General features: G+C 65.0%; 15 protein-coding genes. 6 read left to right on the top strand and 9 right to left on the bottom strand.

Annotated features, from left to right (window positions below; genetic code table 11):
- Positions 1 to 13: 13 nt before the first annotated feature.
- Entirely contained in the window at positions 14 to 1,189 is a 1,176-nt protein-coding gene (locus tag C1H84_RS14560; protein WP_113607790.1) for a glycosyltransferase, read from the top strand.
- Here C1H84_RS14560 and C1H84_RS18315 read toward each other — a convergent pair.
- Positions 1,152 to 2,426 (bottom strand): O-antigen ligase family protein, encoded by a 1,275-nt coding sequence (locus C1H84_RS18315; protein ID WP_181728155.1) that lies wholly within the window; start codon positions 2,424 to 2,426, stop codon positions 1,152 to 1,154. The genes C1H84_RS14560 and C1H84_RS18315 overlap by 38 nt on opposite strands.
- Positions 2,404 to 3,840: a tyrosine-protein kinase domain-containing protein gene (locus C1H84_RS14570; protein WP_113607791.1), complete on the bottom strand. Its 1,437-nt coding sequence runs from the start codon at positions 3,838 to 3,840 to the stop codon at positions 2,404 to 2,406. The genes C1H84_RS18315 and C1H84_RS14570 overlap by 23 nt, the downstream gene beginning before the upstream one ends.
- Positions 3,841 to 3,957: 117 nt before the next feature.
- Between C1H84_RS14570 and C1H84_RS14575 the strand changes: the two genes are divergently transcribed.
- Positions 3,958 to 4,530: an arsenate reductase/protein-tyrosine-phosphatase family protein gene (locus tag C1H84_RS14575; RefSeq protein ID WP_113607792.1), complete on the top strand. Its 573-nt coding sequence runs from the start codon at positions 3,958 to 3,960 to the stop codon at positions 4,528 to 4,530.
- Here C1H84_RS14575 and C1H84_RS14580 read toward each other — a convergent pair.
- Positions 4,527 to 5,441 carry a glycosyltransferase family 2 protein gene (locus tag C1H84_RS14580; protein ID WP_181728156.1) on the bottom strand — a complete coding sequence of 305 codons (915 nt, stop codon included), beginning with the start codon at positions 5,439 to 5,441 and terminating at the stop codon, positions 4,527 to 4,529. The genes C1H84_RS14575 and C1H84_RS14580 overlap by 4 nt on opposite strands.
- A 70-nt stretch (positions 5,442 to 5,511) precedes the next feature.
- On the opposite strand from C1H84_RS14580, the gene C1H84_RS14585 reads away from it, so the two are divergent.
- From C1H84_RS14585 to C1H84_RS14600, 4 genes are read left to right on the top strand one after another with little or no spacing between them, the layout of a single operon-like run.
- Positions 5,512 to 6,531, top strand: a complete 1,020-nt coding sequence (locus C1H84_RS14585) for a glycosyltransferase (RefSeq protein ID WP_113607794.1) — start codon at positions 5,512 to 5,514, stop codon at positions 6,529 to 6,531.
- Positions 6,528 to 7,520, top strand: a complete 993-nt coding sequence (locus C1H84_RS14590) for a glycosyltransferase family A protein (RefSeq protein WP_113607795.1) — start codon at positions 6,528 to 6,530, stop codon at positions 7,518 to 7,520. The genes C1H84_RS14585 and C1H84_RS14590 overlap by 4 nt, the downstream gene beginning before the upstream one ends.
- Positions 7,517 to 8,623 carry a glycosyltransferase family 4 protein gene (locus tag C1H84_RS14595; protein WP_113607796.1) on the top strand — a complete coding sequence of 369 codons (1,107 nt, stop codon included), beginning with the start codon at positions 7,517 to 7,519 and terminating at the stop codon, positions 8,621 to 8,623. Before C1H84_RS14590 ends, C1H84_RS14595 begins: the two co-directional genes overlap by 4 nt.
- 14 nt (positions 8,624 to 8,637) lie before the next feature.
- Positions 8,638 to 9,954 carry a lipopolysaccharide biosynthesis protein gene (locus tag C1H84_RS14600; RefSeq protein WP_244910920.1) on the top strand — a complete coding sequence of 439 codons (1,317 nt, stop codon included), beginning with the start codon at positions 8,638 to 8,640 and terminating at the stop codon, positions 9,952 to 9,954.
- Positions 9,955 to 10,379: 425 nt separating this feature from the next.
- On the opposite strand, the gene C1H84_RS14605 is transcribed toward C1H84_RS14600, so the two are convergent.
- The 6 genes from C1H84_RS14605 to C1H84_RS14630 all read right to left on the bottom strand — a co-directional run bounded on the left by C1H84_RS14605 (position 10,380) and on the right by C1H84_RS14630 (position 20,274).
- Complete coding sequence (locus tag C1H84_RS14605; protein WP_220124917.1) at positions 10,380 to 14,219, bottom strand: LamG domain-containing protein; 3,840 nt, start codon at positions 14,217 to 14,219, stop codon at positions 10,380 to 10,382.
- Complete coding sequence (locus C1H84_RS14610) at positions 14,216 to 14,980, bottom strand: hypothetical protein (protein WP_113607798.1); 765 nt, start codon at positions 14,978 to 14,980, stop codon at positions 14,216 to 14,218. The genes C1H84_RS14605 and C1H84_RS14610 overlap by 4 nt, the downstream gene beginning before the upstream one ends.
- A complete protein-coding gene (locus C1H84_RS14615; RefSeq protein WP_113607799.1) occupies positions 14,977 to 15,819 on the bottom strand; it encodes a CDP-alcohol phosphatidyltransferase family protein in 843 nt (280 codons plus the stop codon). The genes C1H84_RS14610 and C1H84_RS14615 overlap by 4 nt, the downstream gene beginning before the upstream one ends.
- Positions 15,820 to 16,005: 186 nt before the next feature.
- Entirely contained in the window at positions 16,006 to 17,145 is a 1,140-nt protein-coding gene (locus C1H84_RS14620) for a DUF1972 domain-containing protein (protein WP_052772328.1), read from the bottom strand.
- A gap of 93 nt (positions 17,146 to 17,238) precedes the next feature.
- The gene (locus C1H84_RS14625) at positions 17,239 to 17,769 is read right to left on the bottom strand and encodes an FAD synthase family protein (RefSeq protein WP_407717459.1); all 531 of its coding nucleotides are present in this window, start codon (positions 17,767 to 17,769) and stop codon (positions 17,239 to 17,241) included.
- Positions 17,770 to 18,117: 348 nt separating this feature from the next.
- The gene (locus C1H84_RS14630; RefSeq protein WP_244910921.1) at positions 18,118 to 20,274 is read right to left on the bottom strand and encodes a response regulator transcription factor; all 2,157 of its coding nucleotides are present in this window, start codon (positions 20,272 to 20,274) and stop codon (positions 18,118 to 18,120) included.
- Positions 20,275 to 20,778: the final 504 nt, after the last annotated feature.

Consider the following 20,778-nt stretch of genomic DNA (forward strand, 5'->3'; position numbering starts at 1 on the left):
CCATGATGGTTCTATGAACCGTCAAGAGCCTGGCACCATCCTCGTTGCACACCCCAGCCCCGAGCTGTACGGGTCGGACCGCGTTCTCATTGAAAGCGTGGCCGGCCTGGCAGCCCGGGGCTTTCGTGTTGTCGCAACCCTTCCGAAAACCGGGCCGCTGGCTCCGATACTGGAAGCGGCCGGTGCCCAGGTCGATCTCATGGACGTGCCGGTGCTTCGCAAGTCGCTGCTGCGACCGTGGGCCTTCGCCCGATTCGTGAAAGACAGCGCGCAAGCGCTGGCCCAGGGCTACAAGCTGCTGGGCCGGCACCGCCCCGCCGCCGTGGTGGTCAATACCGCAACAATCCCGCTGTGGATCCTCACGGCAAAACTTCGGCGCATCCCTGTGCTGCTGCATGTCCACGAGTCCGAGCGCAATGCGCCCCGCGTGCTCCGGTTGGCCTTGGCCCTGCCCGGCACCCTGTGCCGCAAAGTGGTGCTCAACAGCGACTACAGCACCGAATCGCTCACCGAAGTCGCCCCATGGCTCAAGGGCAAATCCACCGTCATCTACAACGGAGTCCCAGGCCCGGAGTCCGCCGCAGCGCCGCGCCCAGCCTTGGACGGACCTGTACGGGTGCTTTTCGTCGGCCGCCTGTCCGAACGCAAGGGGGCCCATGTGGCGCTGGATGCGCTGAAGCTGCTGCAGGAACAAGGGCTGGACATCCAGTTGGACCTGCTCGGTGCGGTGTTCGAAGGCTACGAATGGTTTGAGCAAAAGCTTCGTGAGCAGGCCGCAGCGCTCCCCGACCCGTCGCGGGTCAATTTCCTGGGCTTCGACAACCCGGTCTGGCCGCACTACGCGGCCTGCGACATCGCCATCGTTCCCTCCACCGTGGACGAGCCCTTCGGGAATACCGCGGTGGAAGCGGTGCTGGCGCACCGTCCGGTCGTGGTTTCCCGCATCGGAGGATTGCCGGAGGCGGTGCGCGGGCTGGACAGCGCAGTGCTGGTGGACCCGGATGACGCCGCGGCCCTGGCCGACGGGATCAGCTCCATCATCGGCAACTGGGAGGAATTCCGCCGCCGTTCCGCCGCGGACCGCCAGGAAGCCGCCCGGCGCTACGACCCGCAAACCTATGGCAGCTCCTTCGCGGACCAGGTACAGGGAATCATTCCCGGCTCGGCTCCCGTTCCGAGCGCAAGCTGAACATCAGGCCCACCGCCAGGCCGAGCGTGGGCACCGCCGAATAGAACGGGCTGAACATCAGGTTCCACAGGGAGTACACGGCCAGGAACAGCACCAGCGCACTGGCTTCCCGCGCGGCGACCGCGTGCAGGATCCACAGCACGCACCCCGCGCCCAAGGCCAAGGCGAACACCAAACCGGGGATCCCCATGGTCACCCACAGGTCAGCCGCGGTGGAATGCAGCTCGAACTGGTGCCCGAACATGAATCGTTCAACGTAGCCGTTGTCCGGGTTGTAGCCGATGCTTGCCATGCCCTGCTTGGCGACCATGATGTCGCTCAGCTGCGGATCAACCCCCAGCCCGTAGCCCAGGGGCTGGTTCGCCATCAGGCTCAAGGTGGCCATCAGCTCGGGACGTCCGCCCAGCAGCAGGGAGCCTGACATCTGAAGCTGCATGGCCGAACGCTCGGCGGCCGCCTCGCCCAGCATGCCCTCCAGAGCCATGGACGTTCCCACGTTGTACAGGGCGACAACCACCAGCCCCAGCGCCGCGAAGGAACGCACCATGCTGTTGCGCACGCTGCGCCCGCGCGGCAGCACCTGCCATCCCACCAGCGCGGCAACGATGAGCAGGGTTCCGAACATCGAGCGCGAGTCATTCAGCAGTGACATGGCGGCGAATACCGCCAGCATGAGCAGGTCAGCCAGGCGCCCGGCGGCGCGGCTGCGTGCCAGGATGCCGGCGGCCAAGGACAATCCGATGACTGTCAACGGCGTCGCCAGCGCGTATTTCCAGAAATTCCCGGCAGCCAGTCCCCCGGTGGAGATGCTGCTGAGCATGCCCAGGCCGTAGACGAGGCCGAGCACCCACACCGGGAAGATCCGGCGCGCCCACAGCAGCACCATCACGGTGACAACGAATCCCAGGAACAGCGCCAGCGCGCCAAGCAGCGTGGAAGCCACCACCTCGTGGGTTTGCGAGCTGAAGGCGGCCAGCCATAATCCGCTGATCACGCAGACCACCGCGCCGGCGGCGAACCAGTTCCCTGCGCGGTAGCGCCTGAATTCCATGATCCACAACGGCAGCAGCGCCGTGGCGAACAGGTACCCGATGGTCGCGTTGTAGTCCAGGATCTCCCGGTTGCCCAGCAGCAGGACGCTGAACAGCATCAGCGCGCCGGTGATCTGGCGTCCCGGATATCCTTCATCCCACCGGGCGACCCGCAGGCCGTCCTTAGTGATGTGCCGCTGAGTCATGGACGTCGCGCTCTGGAGCCTCGGGCAGCTGCATGCGGCGCGGGTTGCCCACCGGCTTGACCCGGCGGCCCTTGGCTGCGGACGTGTCGTTGTAGCTGTAGTGCTCGGCCCGGACCCCAACGCGCACGCGGTTCAGCACGATGCCGCAGATGGTGGCCTTGACGCCTTCCAAGGCGTTCAGCGCGGTACGCAGGTGGCGTACCTTGGTGGAACCCGCCCGCGTGACCAGCAGCGTGCCGTCCACGTGGCGCACCAACGCCAACGTGTCGGACACCGGCAGCAGCGGGGCCGAATCCACCAGGACAAAATCGAAGTTTCCGGCACTGGCCGCGAGAATCTCCGCCATGGCCATGCTGCTGAGCAGTTCGGCCGGGTTCGGCGCGGTGCGCCCCGCGGGCATGACGTGGATCGGGCCCCACTGGACGATTGCCTCGTCCAGGCGGGCATTGCCGCTGAGCACCGTGGTCAGCCCGAACTGCCCGTCGATGCCGCAGACCGTGGCCACGGTGGGACGGCGCAGATCCGCGTCGATCACCAGCACGCGCTTGCGTGTCTCGGCCAGTGCCACGGCCAGGTTCAACGTCAGAGTACTCTTGCCTTCGGCAGGCAGCGCAGAGGTCACGGCCACCGACCGGACCGGATTATCAGGGCTGAGGAATTCGAGGTTCGCGGCAAGCCGGCGGTAGGCCTCTGACACCGTGTCGTGCGGAGCGGTACGCATGACCACTCCGGTGCCCTTCTTGTCCCGACGCGGCACCTGGCCCAGCGTCGGGTAAGGGGTGAGCCGCTGGAGATCCTGGTCGGTGCGCACCCGGGTATCGATCAGTGAGCGCAGCAGTGCGTAGAGAATACCGAGCAGCAGTCCGGCGCCCAGGCCGCTGGCGGCCAGCAGCTTGGTGTTCGGAGCGCTCGGGAATTGCGGCGGCGCGGCCTTGGCCACCGGCTTCATGTCGATGGCAGGCTGTCCCGAAGCCTGCTTCGGGGCAAGACCCTGGACCTGCACCGTCAGTTCGTCGGCCACCGCGTTGGCCAGGTCCGCCGAGGCGCTGGCATCCCCCGCGGACGCCTTGATGTTGATGAGCACCGTGTTCAACGGCGTGTCCACGTCAATGCGCTTGGCCAGAGACGTGGCGGTGTCGTCCAATCCGAGCTTCTGGATCACCGGGTCCAGCACCACCGGCATCGTTGCCAGCTGGGCATAGGACTGCATCAGGTTCTGGGTAAAGTTGCTTCCCTGAACCAGTTCGCTGGTGTTCTCCCCCGAGCTCGCCGACACGAACACGCTGGAGCCTGCCGTGTACGTAGGCGGTGATATCTTTCCGTATCCGTAGCCCAGCGCGCCCCACAGCACTGCCAAGACCAAGATCAGAATCCAATGGCGTCTAAGCGCCAAAAGGTACTGCGGCAATTCCATTGCATCGTCCCCCAATTACAGATGTCTTGCCCCGATGCTACCGCGAACATCCGCTAGTGTGGCACCGAGGGGAAGAATATCTCCACGTGTCGATCAAATATTTCGAGGGATGTTCACATGTTTCAAATGCTGGTGCTGTGCCAGGCGAACGTCTGCCGCTCGCCCTTTGCGCAGACCCTGCTGGCCAATGCGCTGAGCGGAGATCCCGGGGTCCACATCGCCAGCGCTGGCGTGCAGACCAAGCCAGGATACGAATTGTGCCAAGTCGCCGGGCGGCTGCTCGGGACAGCCGCTCCGGCAGAGCATCTTTCCCGCCCTGTCAGCGAAGAGCTGGTCATGGGTTCCGATCTCATACTGACCATGGAGCCCGAGCACAGCGCCATGGTCTCTGCCCTGTGCCCCAGCGCCAGGCACCGCACCTACACGCTCGTGGAAGCTTCCGCGCTGGCCGTCGAAGCCAGGGCACGCGGCATGCTCTCCGACCCCCAGTGGGTCCGGCAGCTGCCAGAAGTCCTCAATGACCTGCGCGGACTGGTCCCGGTGCCCGAACTGCAGAATCCACGCGGACGCTGGCGCGGCCGCCTTGGACCGGGGCGCATCGCCGACGGACACGGGCTTGGCTATACGGCCCACGAGCGGGTCCTGCGCCAGGTGGAGCAGCATGCCAAGGACCTGGCCGGGCAATCCTAGCGTTTCGGGCCCCGGACATCCTGCAGTCCGTCATACAGCCCGCGAACCAGCGCCCGCCACGGGGCAAGGGATCCAAGCAGCTGTCGTCGTCCGCCACGCAATATGACGTCCCATGAAGCCCGCAGGGATCCGCGGATCCAGCGGCTTTGTTCCGCGCCTGTCAACCAGGTGCGAGCGAACAGCATCCGGTTGCGGATGTTGTAGTAGTAGTACACCTCGGATTTGGCCCGCTGTCCGCCGGCTTGCTGGGTTCCGCCTTCGTCATGGACCACCAGGATGTGCGGCGCGTAGTGGAGTTCCGCCCCGGCGTGCACCGCGCGGAACGAGAAGTCGACATCTTCCCAGTACAGGAAATAGTCGTCGGAGAATCCCCCGAGCTTGCGCCATAGCGACGGGGCGAAGGCCAGGCACGCTCCGGTCAGCCACTCCCGGTAGACTCCGTCGGCCCTGCGCTTCGGCGAGGAGGCGCCCAAGGTTCCGCCGGTCTGCATGTCCAGCAGGGCGCCGGCGAAAAAGACCTTGCCGGCAGTGTCCTCGATGCGCGGGCAGACCAGCCGCTGTTCATCCTCGCGCACCGCATCGGCCAATTGCCTCAGCCCGGAGGCATCGATCACCGCATCCGGGTTCAGCAAGACGATGGTTTCCGGATCAAGGTCCAGTGCATAATCGACCCCGACGTTGACCCCGGTACCGAATCCCAGATTGATCCCGCTGGTGACTAGATCCCAGCCGCGTTCCTCGCACAGTGCGCGGATCTCGCGCCGCTCGGCCTCGGTGCTGAGGTTGTCCACCACCACCATGGCCACGCCGTCTTCCCGCCGCGGGAGGGTGCTGAAATTCCGTGCAATCAGTTCATGGGAACCGTAATTCACCACGAGCACGACACACCAAATGGACTTTTTCTTGGACATATCCTGAAGCCTTACGATATTTACGCTATCGTGAGTTACATTACTTGAGATCGATTCTGTGGGGAGAATCATGATCGTCTTGCAGGGCTTTCCGCCCAATCGCACCACGACAAATCCTTATCTAGTCATGCTCGCCGAGACGCTGCGCGCCCAGCCTGACGTTGAAGTCCAGAACTTCACTTGGAAGACGGCGCTGACCGGCACTTTCGACGTCTACCATGTGCATTGGCCAGAGAACTTGGGCTCCGGCAGTTCGCCGTTGAAATCATTGGCGCGCCAGCTGCTCACCCTGGCTTTCCTGGCCCGGCTGAAGGCCAAGCGCATCCCGATTGTCCGCACGGTGCACAACCTGGAGCGGCCTAGCGGACTGGGGCGCCTGCAGCACCGGATCCTGGATACCTTTGAGAACCAGACCGCGGTGCGGATCCGCTTGAATCGGCATACACCCTGCCCGCCGGGCAGCGCGGTGCGGCTGATCCCGCACGGCCACTACATTGACTGGTTCAGCCGGTTCCCGGCACCGCAAACGGTCCCCGGCCGTATCGCCTTCACCGGGCTGGTACGCCGCTACAAGGGTGTTGAATCCTTGATCACTGCCTTCCGCGCACTGCGCGGCCCCGGACTGTCCCTGCATGTCGCAGGCAATCCGAGCTCCGAATCGATCAGCGGCGAGATCCGCAGGCTCTGCGGGGACGACCAGCGCATCCATTTGAGCTTGGCATTCCAGTCCGAGGAAGATTTCGCCCGCGAAATCCGCGAAGCGCAGCTTGTGGTGCTTCCGTACAAGCTGATGCACAATTCCGGCGGAACCCTGGCGGCGCTGTCGCTGCAGCGGCCAGTGCTGATCCCCGACAACGAGATCAACAGGGAGCTGGCCCGCGAAGTCGGACCGGGATGGGTGCACCTGTTCTCCGGCGAACTGACCGCCGAGGATCTGCAACGTGCAGTGGATGCAGTTGAGCAGAATCCCCCGGCCCAGGCGCCGGACTTGTCGAGCCGCGGCTGGGAGCACACCGGCCGGGCGCACGTGCGCGCCTACGAGCAAGCGCTGCACCGTATCGGCGCGTCCATTCCGGGAGTGTCGGCATGAGCGGGGTCCGGCTCGATGCCGCCATTGCGGTGCTGACCTACCACCGCCCCGACCGGCTTCCCTTGACCATCCATGCGTTGCTTGAACAGATCAAGGGATTGCCCAAAGACCTGTCGTCCAAGCTCCGGGTGCACATTCGTGTCATCGACAACGCAGAGCAGCCCGAAGCCCAGGACATCGTCGGCCTGGATCCGGCGCGCATCACCTACCACCATGAGCCCAGGCCTGGAATCTCCTCGGCGCGCAACCGGGCCTTGGACGAGTCCGCCGCGGACAGGCTCCTGTTGTTCGTGGATGACGACATCATTCCCCAGCCTCGCTGGCTCGAACTGCTGCTGTCGCTCTGGCTCAAGGAACGCTGTCAAGCGGTCAGCGGGCATGTTTTGCCCGAGCTGCCGGCAACGGCCGAGCCGTGGGTTGCGGCGGGACGCTATTTCAACCGTCCCGAACGCGCCACCGGCAGCACCGTCCCGGCGGCTGCCAGCAACAACCTCCTGCTGGACTTGGATTTCCTGCGCCGACATAACCTGCGCTTCAGCCTTGAATTGGGACAAATCGGCGGCGAGGATTCGCTGCTGACCCGGCAGCTGGTCGCCTGCGGCGGCCGGATCCTTTGGTGCAACGAGGCGAAGGCCGTGGACCCGGTGCCGGCAGACCGCGCCACCAAGCGCTGGGTTCGCCAGCGCAGTTTCAGGGTTGGCAGCAGCGAAGCACTGGTCGCGCAGTTCCTGGACCACAGCCCGGGCCACCTGCGCAGCCGCGCGGTTTTCCTGGCCGGGGGCCTGGCGCGCATGGTGTTCGGCACCGTGCGCAGCCTTGCCGGCAAGCTGGCCTCCGATTTGCCCAAGGAAGCCCGTGGCGCGCGGACCGTCTACCGCGGCGCGGGACAGCTGGTCGGCGCCTGCGGCTACGCCTACCAGGAGTACGGACGCGGCAAGAAGTCGATCCGGAAGGTCAATCGGCCTGCCGTCTTGGAGCATGCGCGGTGAGCCGCCGCAGGAGCCACGAGGTACTGGACGCCATCAACGCCTGCGGCGGACGGGTCAAGATCTACCAGACCATCCGCACCGCGCATCTTGAACGCGCCACCGAGTTCGCGCCGGCCGTTTATCTGTACCGACAGCGGCGCTACGATTTCGATGCCCAGCTGGCCAGCCGGGTCAAGGCCTACCAATCATCCATCTGGCAGACCGCATGGCTGCTGCTGCGTGCCCGGGTCAGTTTCCTGGAGGTCAACGAGCCGCTGATGCGCGAAGGCCTGGCCGGCAGCCTGCTGGCCGCCCTGGCGGTGCGGCTGAACCCTGGACGCAAGGCGCAGGTGGTCAGCTACGCGCTGGAAAACCTCGATCCGTTCTCGCGGCCGGCAGCCACCTGGAAGTCGAAACTCCGCATCCAACTTGACCGCCGCCTGTCCCGGTCGCTCTCCAGCCGCTTGGACAGGTTGTGCTACGGAACGCCCGGGGCCGAACAGCTCTACAAGACCCTGCTGTCACCCGGCAGCGACATCAAGCAAGAGCTGATCCCGGCCCTGCCGGCAACCTGCCATTGCGACGAACTGCCGCGCGCCCGGGTACCAACTCTTGTGTTCATCGGGGATTTCAGCCCGCGCAAGGGTTTGGACGCCGTGTTGGCGGCGTGGCCAAAGGTTCGGGAGGAGCTTGCCGAGGCCCGCATGGTGCTGATCGGCAAGGGGCAATTGACCGCCCAGGTCCAAGAACTCGCGGCCGCGGATGCGCGCGTGGAGGTCCATCTCGACCCGCCGCGCCAACTCATTCATGAGAACCTGCGCCGAAGCCATGTGCTGGTCCTTCCCTCGCGCAGGACCCCGCGCTGGCGCGAACAGGTGGGTCTGCCCATCGTGGAGGCGCTGGCCCACGGCTGCCATGTGGTCACCACCGACGAAACGGGCCTGGCCAGCTGGCTGGACGAGAACGGCCACACGGTCATCGATCATCGAGATTTGGATACTGAATTGGCATCAAAGCTCAGCACCGCGCTGGCTCATGCGGCAGCGCAGCTCGAAACTCCCGCGGTATTGCCCGAGGTTGACGGGCGGCATGCGGCAGACCTCTGGATGCATCGGGAGGGCTGAGCATGTGGCGCATCATGGGCAGCACTGCGCTGGCCAAACTCCTGATCATGGGTATGGGCGGCCTGCTGGCCATCATCACCGGTCGGTTGATCATCTCCAACTTCGGCGTGGACGCCTACGCCCAGTACGGGCTGCTGGCCACGCTGCCGGCGTTGATTCCCTTTGCGGATCTCGGTGTCGGGGCGGTGGTCATCAACGCGATTTCGGCGGCCAAGGATCCTGTCGAGGACGAGAATGTCACCGCCTCGGTGGTCTCGGCGCTGCGTATCCTGGTGATCTCCGGGCTGTGCATCGCGGCGGCCGGCGTGCTGTTTTTCCTCACCGGGACCTGGCCGCTGATCCTCGGCGGCGCGGTGCTCGGGATCGAGGGGGAAATCACCGCCACCCTGTGCGCCGTGGTGTTCGGGCTGGCCCTGCCGCTGGGTATTGCCCAGCGGCTGCTCATCGGCCTGAAGCGCACCACCAGCCAGACCATGAGCCAGGCGGTGGTCGCGCCCTTCATGCTCGGCATGGTGGCGCTGTGCGTGATCCTGGTGCTTCCCGCCGGACCGTATCTGGCGCTCTTCTCCTACCTGGCCTCGGTGCTCGTCTCGCTGATCTGCCTGGCCATGGTGGCCCGCAGCCTGCCGGGTATGGTGCCGGTGTACTTCCGCCGGATCTTCATGGTCCGCCGCTACCCCGGTGTGCCCACCATGGGCCTCGCCTGGCCCATGCTGCTGCAGATGATTGCCCTGCCGCTGGCCATGCAGACCGACCGCATCCTGCTCAGCCACCTGCGCGGCACCGATGACGTGGCGGAGTACAACCTCGCCGCCCAGCTGTTCGGCATGGCCATCCAGGTCATCAATGCCGGCGGCATGGTGCTGTGGCCCCACTTCTCCAAGGCCCGCAGCGACGGAGTCATCCATTCGCCGTTCAAGATCACCGTGGTGTTCCTCGGTTTCGGACTGGGGATCTCCGCCGCCCTGGCAGTGCTCGCGCCGTGGCTCGCTGAATTCATGTCCAGCGGAAAAATCACGCTGTCCCTCGGCCTGCTGCTGGCCTTCGTGCTGCTGACCACCCTGCAGGCGGCGAAATACCCCATGGGCATGTATATGACGGATTTCAACGGCCTGCGCTTCCAGGTGCTCCCGATCTTCTGCATGGTGCCGCTCAGCCTGGGCCTGTCCATCTACCTGATCGGTGTCTGGGGTCCGGCCGGCACCGTCATCGGTTCATGTATTGCGGTCTTCGCCTGCCAGGTGATCCCGAACTTCTTCTACGTGCGAAGGGACCTGCGCCGCCGGGCGCAGCAGGCCACCGCAACGGTCGCCGCTCCCCCGGCGGGCTGAGTCCCTTCCGGCAGCCTCGGCGGCCCTTCCTGCCTTCCTGAGCTCTGTCAGCGCTTGCGCCTTGCCTGATCGGCAGCTTCCGGCCCGGTCCCGTCCAGCAACAGGGCCGGGCCGTTCTTCCCCGCCGCACGGCGCCCGGAGCAGGAGCCATCTTGGTGGTGCCGGGCGGCGTCGGCTGCGCTACGTTCGGGCCGGTGACTCGGCATATGACCCGGTCTCTGGCTCTGCCGCTCTGTGCTCACCCGGTGCCCCGGCGTACCGGGACACGGCAGGCGGACGGTTCCCATGCAGCATCTGCAGCATCCGAAACGCACCGGACCCGATAGGCGCCGCGACACCAAGGTTAAACACGAAGCCGCGGGCGTCAGCATTGTCGCTGAAGCCCGCGGCTTCGTGGTATTTTCCGGGCTATCCGCCGGAGCGGATTATTCGGAATCCACCGCCACATCCAGGTACGAGACCTGGATCGGGCCGTTCGTGGTGGATCCGGACAGGTAGTTCGTGACCGCCACGCCGCCCGGGGCCTGCATGGCCGCGGTGGAGTCGGTGGCCGTGATCTGCCAGGCGGCAGGCTCCGTGGTCCCCTGCTTCCAGGCCTTGGCCGACAGGCTGGTCGGTGCCGTTCCGGAGACCTTGAGCTTGATGTTCAGCTCGTCCCCGGCGGTGAATCCGATGGACGGCAGCGTCACCACCGCCAGCTGGTTTTCACCGCCCTGGACCCGCTGCAGGAACAGCTGCATGCCTCCGGACAGCGACCGGTAGTACTTCACCTGGTAGTCGCCCACCGTGGGAACCGCGCGTCCAACCACCGAACCGTAAATGCCGCCGGCATTCTGGTTCTTGTCGATGGACAGCTTCACCGTGGTCACGGTGTCAGTGGTGGACACCGCCGGCAGGTCCGCGCGCACCGTGCGTCCGGCCGGGACGCTGAACTTGCCCGCTCCGCCGCCGACCGAGGCCCGCGAGGTGGAGTAGCTGTTCAGCAGCCAGTCGCCGCCCTGGTCCGCGCCGCCCCAGCCGGTGGCCAGGGTGCGGTTGAACGCATCCCTCGCCAGCACCCCGGCGCCGGCCGGGGCCTGGACCACAACCTCCTGGCTGCTGCTGGCGGTGGCCTGCTCGTTGTCCGTCACCGTCAGGGTGACCGAGTAGGTTCCCGCCTTGGCGTAGGTGTGGGTGGCAGTCTTCGCGGTGCCGCTGACCGGCGCAGTGCCGTCGCCGAAGTTCCAGAAGTACCCGGTGATGGTTCCATCCGGGTCGCTGGAGCCGGCGCCGTCCACGCTGAGCTTCAAGGCGTCGGTGGCGGTGGTGAACACCGGCACCGGCTTGGCGTTCTGCGGGGCGGCGGCCACGGTGACCTGCTTGGTGAGCACGTTCACCGCACCGTTGTTGTCGGTCACTGTCAGCGACACGGTGTAGTCCCCGCCGGCGGCGTAGTCATGCGTGGTGGAAGCGGTGGTGCGCTCCACCGGGGCCGTGCCGTCGCCGAAGTCCCACAGGTAGGAGGTGATGCTGCCGTCCGGATCCGAGGAGCCGGAGGCGTTCACCGCCAGGCGCAGGTTCTGGGTGCTCGCGGTGAACGCGGCCTTCGGAGCCTGGTTGGCGGTGACGGTGACCGACTTGGTCGCCGTGTCGGTGGCGCCGTCCGCATCGCTGACCCGCAGGGACACCATGTAGGTTCCGGCCTTCGCGTAGCTGTGGCTCGCGGTGGCCGAGGCGCCGGAAACCACGGGGGTGCCGTCGCCGAAGTCCCACCGGTATTCGGTGATGCCCCCGTCGGGATCCGAGGATCCCGCCGCGTCGACGCTCACGTCCAGCTGGTCGATGGTGCTGCTGAAGGCGGCGGTCGGCGCCTGGTTGGGTGCGGTCCCGGTGCCCAGGGCCGCGTGGGCGGAGACCTGCGCGGCGCTCAGCGCCTTGTCGTAGGTGGCGACCTCGTCGATGGTGCCGTTGAGGTAGTCGCTGGACCCGCGTCCAGGCCAGCCGCTGAGGTTGTCGCCCCCGACCCGCCAGTAGCCTGCATAGCCTTGGCCGGTGGTGGTGTCGGAGCGTTCGCCCTGCAGCTGCCCGTCGACGTACAGCTTCATGCCCGCCGGGCCCATGGAGGCCGCGACGTGGTGCCACTTGTTGTCGTTGTAGGCGGTGGCGGTGTTCACCGTCCGCACTTGGCCGGGGTACACGCCGAAGTAGATCTGCCCGTTGCCTGCCATGTAGACATGCCGGTCGTAGGAGCTGGAGCTTCCGGCGGCCGCGTTGCCGAAGCCGATGATCTTGCCCCCGCGGGTGCTGGAGGTCTTGACCCAGGCTTCCACGGTGAACTCGTCGGGGCCCTGCACGGCTTCGCCGGAGGCGGAGGTGCCGCTGCTGGATCCGTTGAAGCCGGTGGCGGTGTCGGTGTCAGTGGGCAGGGCCCCGCTCTGGCCGCTGGTGGTGCCGGAAGCCAGGTTCAGCGGCGCGCCGCCGGCCCAGTTCTCCGAGGTGTTCCCGCCGGGCTGCCCGAGGCGCCAGTAGTTCTGGGCCCCGTCCTGCCAGACCTTCGAGACGTAGCCGCTGATGGTTCCGGTGCTCGAGATCTTCACGCTCACCGATTCCGAGCGGGAGATGTTGCCCATCGGGTCCTTGACGAACACCCGGTAGGTGTGCGTGGAGCCGGGCTCCAGTCCCAAGTCCCGATAGGTCATGGTGCCCAGCTGCCAGAACGAGGAAGCGCGGGTCGCGGTATGGATCGGGGTGGCCAGGTTGCCGTCCCGGTACACCTCATAGGTGAGGTTCTGGTTGTCCATGTCCCAGGTCACCGGCCAGGAGATGCTGGCCATGCCCCGGGCGTAGGAGGTCGCCGTGGGGTTCAACGCCGCGCCGTCCGCTACCGGACCGCGCTTGTTCGGCGCCTTGGAGCTGACGGCGAAGCGCACCAGCCCCTGCTGCCTGGTTCCGTTGACGCTCGGGAACTCGCCGCCCATGACGACATAGTCGTTGGTGCCGGTCACCGACCAGGCGGCCTGCGACTGGCCGGTGAAGGTGCCCACGGAGAAGTCCGGGTACCAGGCCAGCAGCGATGGGCGCTTGGTGCCCGCGTAGTTGAAGTAGCCGTACGGGTCCGCGGTGATGGTGCCGGTGGGCTTGGTGCCGAAGGCCAGCGCATGATGGAAGCTCCACGGCTCGGTCTGCGGGAAGCCGCCGATATTGCCGCAGTAGTGCGCATGGCTCACGGTGTAGACCGCTGTGGCCCCGCCATAGACGCCGTAGGTGTCGCCGTGGCAGTCCTGAAGCCAGGTGGTGTTGCCGGTATTCCAGTCGGTGGCGAAGGTGCCCTCGAAATTGCCGTCCGGGCCGCCGAAGTGGTAGCCCGTGCCGTAGAGCGTGCCGCCCTGGGTGTCGAAGTCCAGCATGGCCGCCCTGGTGCCGGCGTTGCGGACCAGCGAGTTGGTGGCGAAGGGCAGCAGCTGCCCCACCCCGTCGGTGCTCAGCATCGCCATGCCCCAGCCGGGGTTGGTGGAGCCGTTCACCGACTTGAAGTTGCCGCCCACCACGATCCTGCTGCCGTCGGCGTTCAGCTCCATGGCCATCACGTCGCCGCCGTCGGTGAGCACCGGGTTCCACGGCAGCAGCGCCGCGTTGGAGGCGGAAACGGCTGCCAGCTTGGTGCGCTGGGCCGACCCGACGTTGTTGAACCAGCCGCCCAGGTAGACCTTGTCCGCCGTGGCGGCCAACGCGTACACCCGCGAGCCCACGTTCGGGGCCCAGGAGGTGATCAGCGCGCCGGTGGTGGGATTCAGCGCCGCCACGTAGCGGCGGGCCTGCCCGTTGACGGTGGTGAAGGCGCCGCCCACGTAGATGCGCGAGCCGTCCGGGGCGATGGCGATGGACTTCGCCTGCCCGTTGAGGTTCGCATTGAACGCGGTTTTCAAGGCACCGGTGGTCAGGTCGTAGGCGAGGATGTTGTTCCGCGCCACGGTCTGCGTGCCCGGTGCGGCACCGGCAGGGCGCGCGGTGGTGAAGCTGCCGACCGCGTAGACGGTGTTGCCGTAGATCGCCTGCTGCCAGACCACCCCGTCGATCTGCACCGTGGGCAGCGCGTCGGCGCTGACCGTGGCAGGAGTCGCCGGGTCGGCCGGATTGGCCGGGCTGGTGTCTGCGGCCGCGCGCGGCGCGTACACCAGTCCCAAGGCAATCACCATGGCCAGGCTGGCCATGAATGCCAGCAGGGCGCGCCCCATGCTGCGCCCGTTCCGGACCGCCCCCAGCGGTTCCGGGATGTTTATGCTCATTTCTTTACTCCTGCTGCGCCGGGCCAGGTGCCCTCGAAAACTGCGAGTGGATCGGCGGCACGGTAGTTCACCGTGACGCGAACGGTGGTGCCGGCGTTGTCCGGAAGCACCACGACATAGGTTGCGGTTGCCGTGGCCCCGGGGGCCAGGTTCACCGGAAATTGGTCATTCTCTGCGCTGATCAGCGGAATGCCGGGCAGCTGGTCCTTGCCGAAGAAGATGTCGGTCACCACGTCCCGGGTCAGGATGTCGGCATCCGTGTTGTTGGTGATGCTGACGGGAACCTGGATTGCAGGGCCGCCGATTTCCCCGGGCAGGCTCGCTTCGGCCGTGACCGCACGGATCTTGCCCAGCTCCACCACCACATCGGGAACTACTTGCACCTCGGCGCCCAGCTTGGCGGTCTTGTGCTGCTTCTGCGGCTGCTGCGCCAATTTGGCCTGCGAGGTGGCATCCGGTTCCGAGGAGCGCGGTGCTTCGCTGACTCCGTAGGAATTCTCCACGCCTTGGGAGCCCTGAACCGCCTTGACCTCCGGGGAGGTAGCCTGCTCGGAGGGTTCCACCGGCGCGCCGGAGCTCGTGGCCGGGGATCCGGTGGGCGCCGCGGAGTGCGTATCCGTCCATGCGGATTCCTGGCTTGTCGCCGCTCCGGCGTCGGTGCCAGTGCCGGTGGTGCACGAGGCGCAGAAGCCCAAGGCGCCTGCCACCAGCACGGCGGCGGCAAGCCGCGAAATCCTGCGGCGAACCGGCCGGGCGCTCATGACGCGTCCTTGGGCTCGCGGACCAGCGCGGTGATTTCCTTGAACCACTTGCGCATCGCCAGCACCAGGAAGCCCGCGGCGCCAAGGGTGATCAGCGCGTAGACCGGCAGGAAGAGCTGCGGAATCCCCCACAGCACAAACACCCAGCACATCACGCCGTAATCCATGGGCAGCACCAGCAGTGCGCGGAGAATGCTCGGCTTCGCGCCGTTTTCCGCGCTCACTCCCTTGACGCCCAGCCGCAGCCTGAACTGCTCGGTCAGGATCATCAAGAAGAAGGTGGAGGCACCGATCACGCAGGCAGCGAGCGGGACCAGCAGGTACCACTGCGGCTCGATCTGCGCGCGGTACAAGCCGACCGCGACAGCCAGCGGCAAGGCACTGGTCTTGACGGCGTCCACGCAGTGGTCGAGCCATTCGCCGGCCAGCGAGCCGCTGCGCTGCAGCCGCGCGACCTGGCCGTCCGATGAATCCAGTGCGTAGCCCACCGCCATCAGCACCGCTGCGGCAATGCCCGCGCCGAGGCCTACTGGCACCAGCGCGATCAGCAGGATGCCGGCGGTGGTGAACAGCGCGCTGAGCATGGTGATCTGGTTCGGGCTGACGCCCAACGGCACCGCAAGGGCGGCGAAGAGCCGGCCTATTTTGCGGTTGACATAACGTGAGTAGGCTGGTGCGCTCTTCGAAGCGCCCTTTTGAGCCTGGGACAGTTCGCGCCATCCCGCAGCCACCTGGGCCGCATAGCTGGAACCGGATGCGCTCGGCGAGCGATCCGCGTCCGCGTAGTTCTGGGCGTCGGGCCGGGCATTTGCCGGCGCACCGCGCTCAATATTCCCCATATGTTGCACACTCCCCCAATGTGACTTTGCTCCGTCGCAGAATCCGTGCCTGCACTGGGCGGTGGCACGGATTTCTGTATGGAGTATCCCCTACCTTAGGTATTCCAGAATCTTTTGGCACGAGTAAACCCGCAGTAGGCATACTCGAAAATTCAAGTAGTTAGACCGTATGCACGGTACGCACCGCTAGGCCGCGCGAATGTGCTTGACCTCGGCATTTTCCTGCTGCCGGCGCGTCTGGCGCGGATCTTCCACCAGGTCCCGGCACAGCTGTTCGTATCCGTCGGTGACAAGCTCCCAGTCATAGCGTGCAGCTTCGGCTTCGGTGGCCTTGCGCAGCCGGTGCAGCTGCACCGGATCCTGCTCCAGCTCGGTGAAAAGTTCTGCGGCGTGGCCAGCATCGGTGAAGAACCTGCCCGCGGCCCCGGCAACTTCCCGGTTGAAGGACACATCGAACCCTGCCACCGCCGTGCCCGAGCCGAGCGCGCGCAGCAGCGAGGGGTTGGTGCCGCCGACCGAATGGCCGTGCCAGTACACGTAGGCATTGGCATACAGCTCGTTGAGCAGCTCCTGGTCCCAGACGCCACCGAGGAAACGCACCGATTCCGAGGCCTGGGCTTTCACCCGTGCGGTGTATTCATCCGCATAAGGGCTGGACCCCACAACCACCAGCGGCATGGTGCTGCCGGAGCGCCGGTGGCCCTCCACGATCATCTCCACGTGGTTTTCAGGCTCGAACCGTGCCACCACCAGGTGGTAGCCCCGTGGCTTGAGATCCACGGCTGCAAGCCTGCGGTGGCCCACTGCACGGCAGTCCGGGGCGCCGTAGGCAATCAGGTACGACTCCGCGGAGAACTTCTCGGTGTAGTAGTCGGCGATGCCCTGGGCATCGGAGATCAACGCCTTGGACCACTTCACCGCCAGGCTCTCGCAGATCCGGTAGTAGCGCTTTCCGACGCCGCCCCATTTGGCGCGTTTCCATTCAAGGCCGTCCACGTGCGTGGCCGCCGGGATGCGAGCCGCCTTCAAAATCGGAAGCCAGACGGCATTCGCCGCGTTGAATACCAGCGCCGCGTCGGTCCGATGCGCCGCCAGGTGAACGGCCGACAGCCCTGAATGGGTCAGCGTTTCCAGCGACTTGGTATGCAAGGCGGGAAGGTGCACCAGTTCCATGCCGAGGTAGCTCTCCTGCCGCTCGACTTTCGCACTGGTGTCGCGGCAGTAGACCACAACTTCATGGCCGCGCTCAACCAGCCGCTTTCCGACCTCTTCGATGGCCGTTTCAAATCCTCCATAGGTCGCCGGTACCCCGCGCGTACCCATCATTGCTATCCGCATGAGTTCCCCCTCATCTCCGCTTTCGGCTGTTGCTTTCGCTTACCGGCGCCCACCGTACAGAGGCGGGAGCCGTTTTCCTTCCTATTGCGAAGCTGCCTCCGATTCCTTGGCGGATGCGCTGTCCAGGGACTGCAACGCGCGGCGCAGCAGACTTGAGGAGGTGTGGACCGTGTACGGGAAGTACTGGATCTGCACACCGACTTCGGCGAATCGGCGCTCCAGGTCACGGCCCTTGGCGGTGCCCTTCCAATCGTCGCCCTTGAAGAACACGGTGAAGCCGAGCTCTTTCCATGTCTCAAGACGGTCTTCGTTGGTTTCGAGCACAGCACGGTCGACAATGCTCAGGTTCTTGACGATTTCCAGTCGTTCATATTCCGGAATGACCGGGCGCGCACCCTTGGTGCGCTCCAGCACGTCGTCGCTGACCACGCCGATAATGAGTTCATCGCAGTGTTCCCGCGCCTGCTTGATCAGGTTCAGGTGGCCAATGTGGAACAAATCGAATGCTCCAACTGCGTAGCCAATGCTGCCTTTGTTGTTCCCCCGTGGTTCATGTCCGGCTCGACCCATCGGTTTCGTCCCCTTCTTCCCCTGCTTCGCTGCCCGCGGCATCTTGCGATTCCGCCAGCCCCCAAGAAGCTCTTTTGACCAGTCAAAGTCCTAATGCAGGGTTCACACCCGGTATTAACCGAGTGCCAAGTAGTAAGAAGCGAGGTCAGCCGGTTGCTATCCGAGCCAAAGATTCCCCTACGCCGTCTACTACTTAGATCTTTTTGTTGCCGGCAGCGAACTCCCAACAACAATCCCCCAAAGAACGTATTCATCTGTAGATAAATCATCAGATGAAATTTGTATCAGTCTAGTCAGCGCAGGCCCCCGAGAGAGCCAGGTCTGATACCCAAATTTGGGAATACTCGAAACCAAGTAATTATTGGGTACCCGGAACAGGTGGGAAGAAAATTAGGGATCGAGCACTATGCGAGTGAGCTCGTCACGAGTGTCGATGTCCAGCTTTCGAAATGCACGGTACAGATGGCCTTCAACCGTCCGGCGGGAAAGATACAACTCATCCGCAATTTCCCGGTTGTTCGCACCCTGCTGCGCCAGTCGGGCGATTTGCCGCTCGCGAGCGGTCAAGACCGCAGGGGCGACCGGGGGTTCGGGAGTTCGGAGGCCCGATATTTCCGACAGGTCCCGCTCAATCTGCTGCAGGCCGCCTGCGACACGCGGATCCATGGCAATGTCGCCCCGCGGGCCGGGACCCGCGAACGGATTGTTGACCAAGAGGTACGCGGCGAATCGATGACCCCGTTCATAGAGATCCTTGACTTCCTCGAATTCGACGGGAAGTTCCGGATTCATGAAGCCAAGCACTGCACCCAAAGTCCATTTCCACGGGCATTCCACTTGCTGTTCAAGGAGTTGCAGTTGCGCGAGCGTCTCGTCCATGGGACGGATCCTGCGATTGGCTATTGCCGCCGACAGTGCCTGGAACCACAACGGATGGGCAACCCCAGCAACGTCACCGTTGAGGATCTGGCCGGCGAGCGCCTTCAAGTCGGCATTAACGGCGTGGTCATGGGCCTCGTCTGCGTGGTGGCTGCTCAGGGAATCGGCGAGGAAAACTGCAACCGGATACAGTCCCAGCGAGTCGTTGCCTGCGAACTCGCTGGCCGCCTCGCATGCGGCGCTGTGGGCGGCCCTGAAATTTCCAGCCGAATTATGCACGACGGCGGCACAAAGCGACAGCGTGGCGCCATTAAGTTCGCTCCATAGCGGCGGGGCGCTGCGAACTACCCGTTCCAGGAATTCTTCGGCTTGTGGCGGCCCGTCGATGGTCATGAGCGCCAAAAGGCCGTAAATCGTTGAACGCAAGCGCGGGTACCAGCGCCCGGGATGCCCGGTGGACCAGCGGCTCAGCTGCAGGGCAGACTCAGCCGCGGCGTCAAGGTTCATGGCGGAGAAGGATTCATTAATTGAGGCAAGGAGCCTTGCGGGTTTCTCGTCGCCCAGCGGTGCGGGGCGGTAGTCGCCAACCATTTCCCGGGCTGCCGGGATCAGGAGCATAGCGCCTGGTTCGGGGTTCGGGCCGGCTTGCTGCTTGAGCACCTGCTCGTAATTGCCCCGGTCCAGGGCCCGGGCGATGGAGCCCGAATCCGCAGGAAGGTTATTGTCGACAGCAGGTGCCTGGAGCTCCTTGGCGCTGGATTCGCGCTCGGCCAGCAACTGGATGAGCACGTCGGCAGTTGCCGAGATGCTCCCCTGGTCCGCGCGCAGATATCCGCTGTTCAGCAGCCGCGCCAGCTGGACCGGCTCCGGCAAGGAGTCCACGTCGATGGACTGCGTAGGGCTGGTCGCGATGCGTTGCAGCAGCGAGGAAAGTTCCGGATCCATCCTTCCAATCAGGTCGCCCAGCACCAGTCTCAGGTTTTCCGTCAGTTCGCAGCGCAGCAGGTGCGCGGCCCACGGGCCGGTTTCCGCAGGTGGACTGCAGCGGAGCAGTTCGGGGGTGATGGCCTCGACCAAGGCGGGGATTCCCCCCGACAGGCGCAGGACAAGGCGTGCAGTTGAAACCGTGACCTCGCGCTGCGCGAGCCGGGACACGCGTTGCCGCACCTGGTTCAATTCCAGGGGCCCGAGGACTATGACGTTGTCCGGGGCTTCGGACAAGAGCACCTCGTTGACTTCAGCATTCCAGTCCAGACGGGTTGAGAGCACCACCAGTTGGAGCTTGTGCATCGAAGCCACGGTCATCAGGACATAAGCGCTGGCGGGATCCAGGTACTGCCCATCCTGCACCACCAGCAGCTGTCGGCTTGTCTCATTCGCCAGGTGAAGGCTCAGCAGCCTCGCCGCATGGGGAATGGTGATGGAGGCACCCTTGGACAGCTGCAGCAGCTCCGCCAGCGCGCCTAGCGGTTCATTCATCCCCGCCGGGTCGCATTTCAGCATTGCCGGCTGCTCACCGGGATGAGTGATCCGCATGGTCTGGGTCAGGAGCTCGAATTTCCCCATGCCCGGCGAACCGAGGATCAGCACGGTCGGGCAGCCTGGTGTCGCCAAAAACGTCGCAAGCTGGTCCGACGGCTGGCCCAGGGCGTACATCGGCTCAGGCATTTTCGGCACCTCGCGGTCTTTGTCCGCGTAGTGCCGCATACTGTTGCGAAGCACAACTAGTGATGGAGGGGATTTTGGAATAAGTGGTCGATTCAGCGATCATTATTCCCCTCTGGTGCGAGCCCATGTACCGGCGCCTTGAAAATCGCCGTCTAACTACCAACAATATTTCATTGGCACACTAAATGGGCGCGTAGGAGACGAAACCTATGCCCTCATCTGCGATCTGACCTGCCACTGGATCCGGGCCCCGAAAACCCGATTCGGGTTGCGACCTGCGCAATTCCGATTCCCCGAGTCCACGGATGCTTTCCACATGGCGCAAAATTCATACTCAGTAATTTCTCGATTCTCCAATTCGCATACTTTAAGGGTTGTATTTAGCCGTATGCTGGGCATGCCCCGGAGAATTGCTGATTCGGCGGCATCCACGCTCGCGCGTCGTCAGACGCATCATTGGGGGATGAAATGGGCTTTGTCATGGGGATGACACGCCGCTTTATA

This window comes from Glutamicibacter soli, from assembly GCF_003309065.1.
Classification (GTDB): domain Bacteria; phylum Actinomycetota; class Actinomycetes; order Actinomycetales; family Micrococcaceae; genus Glutamicibacter; species Glutamicibacter soli.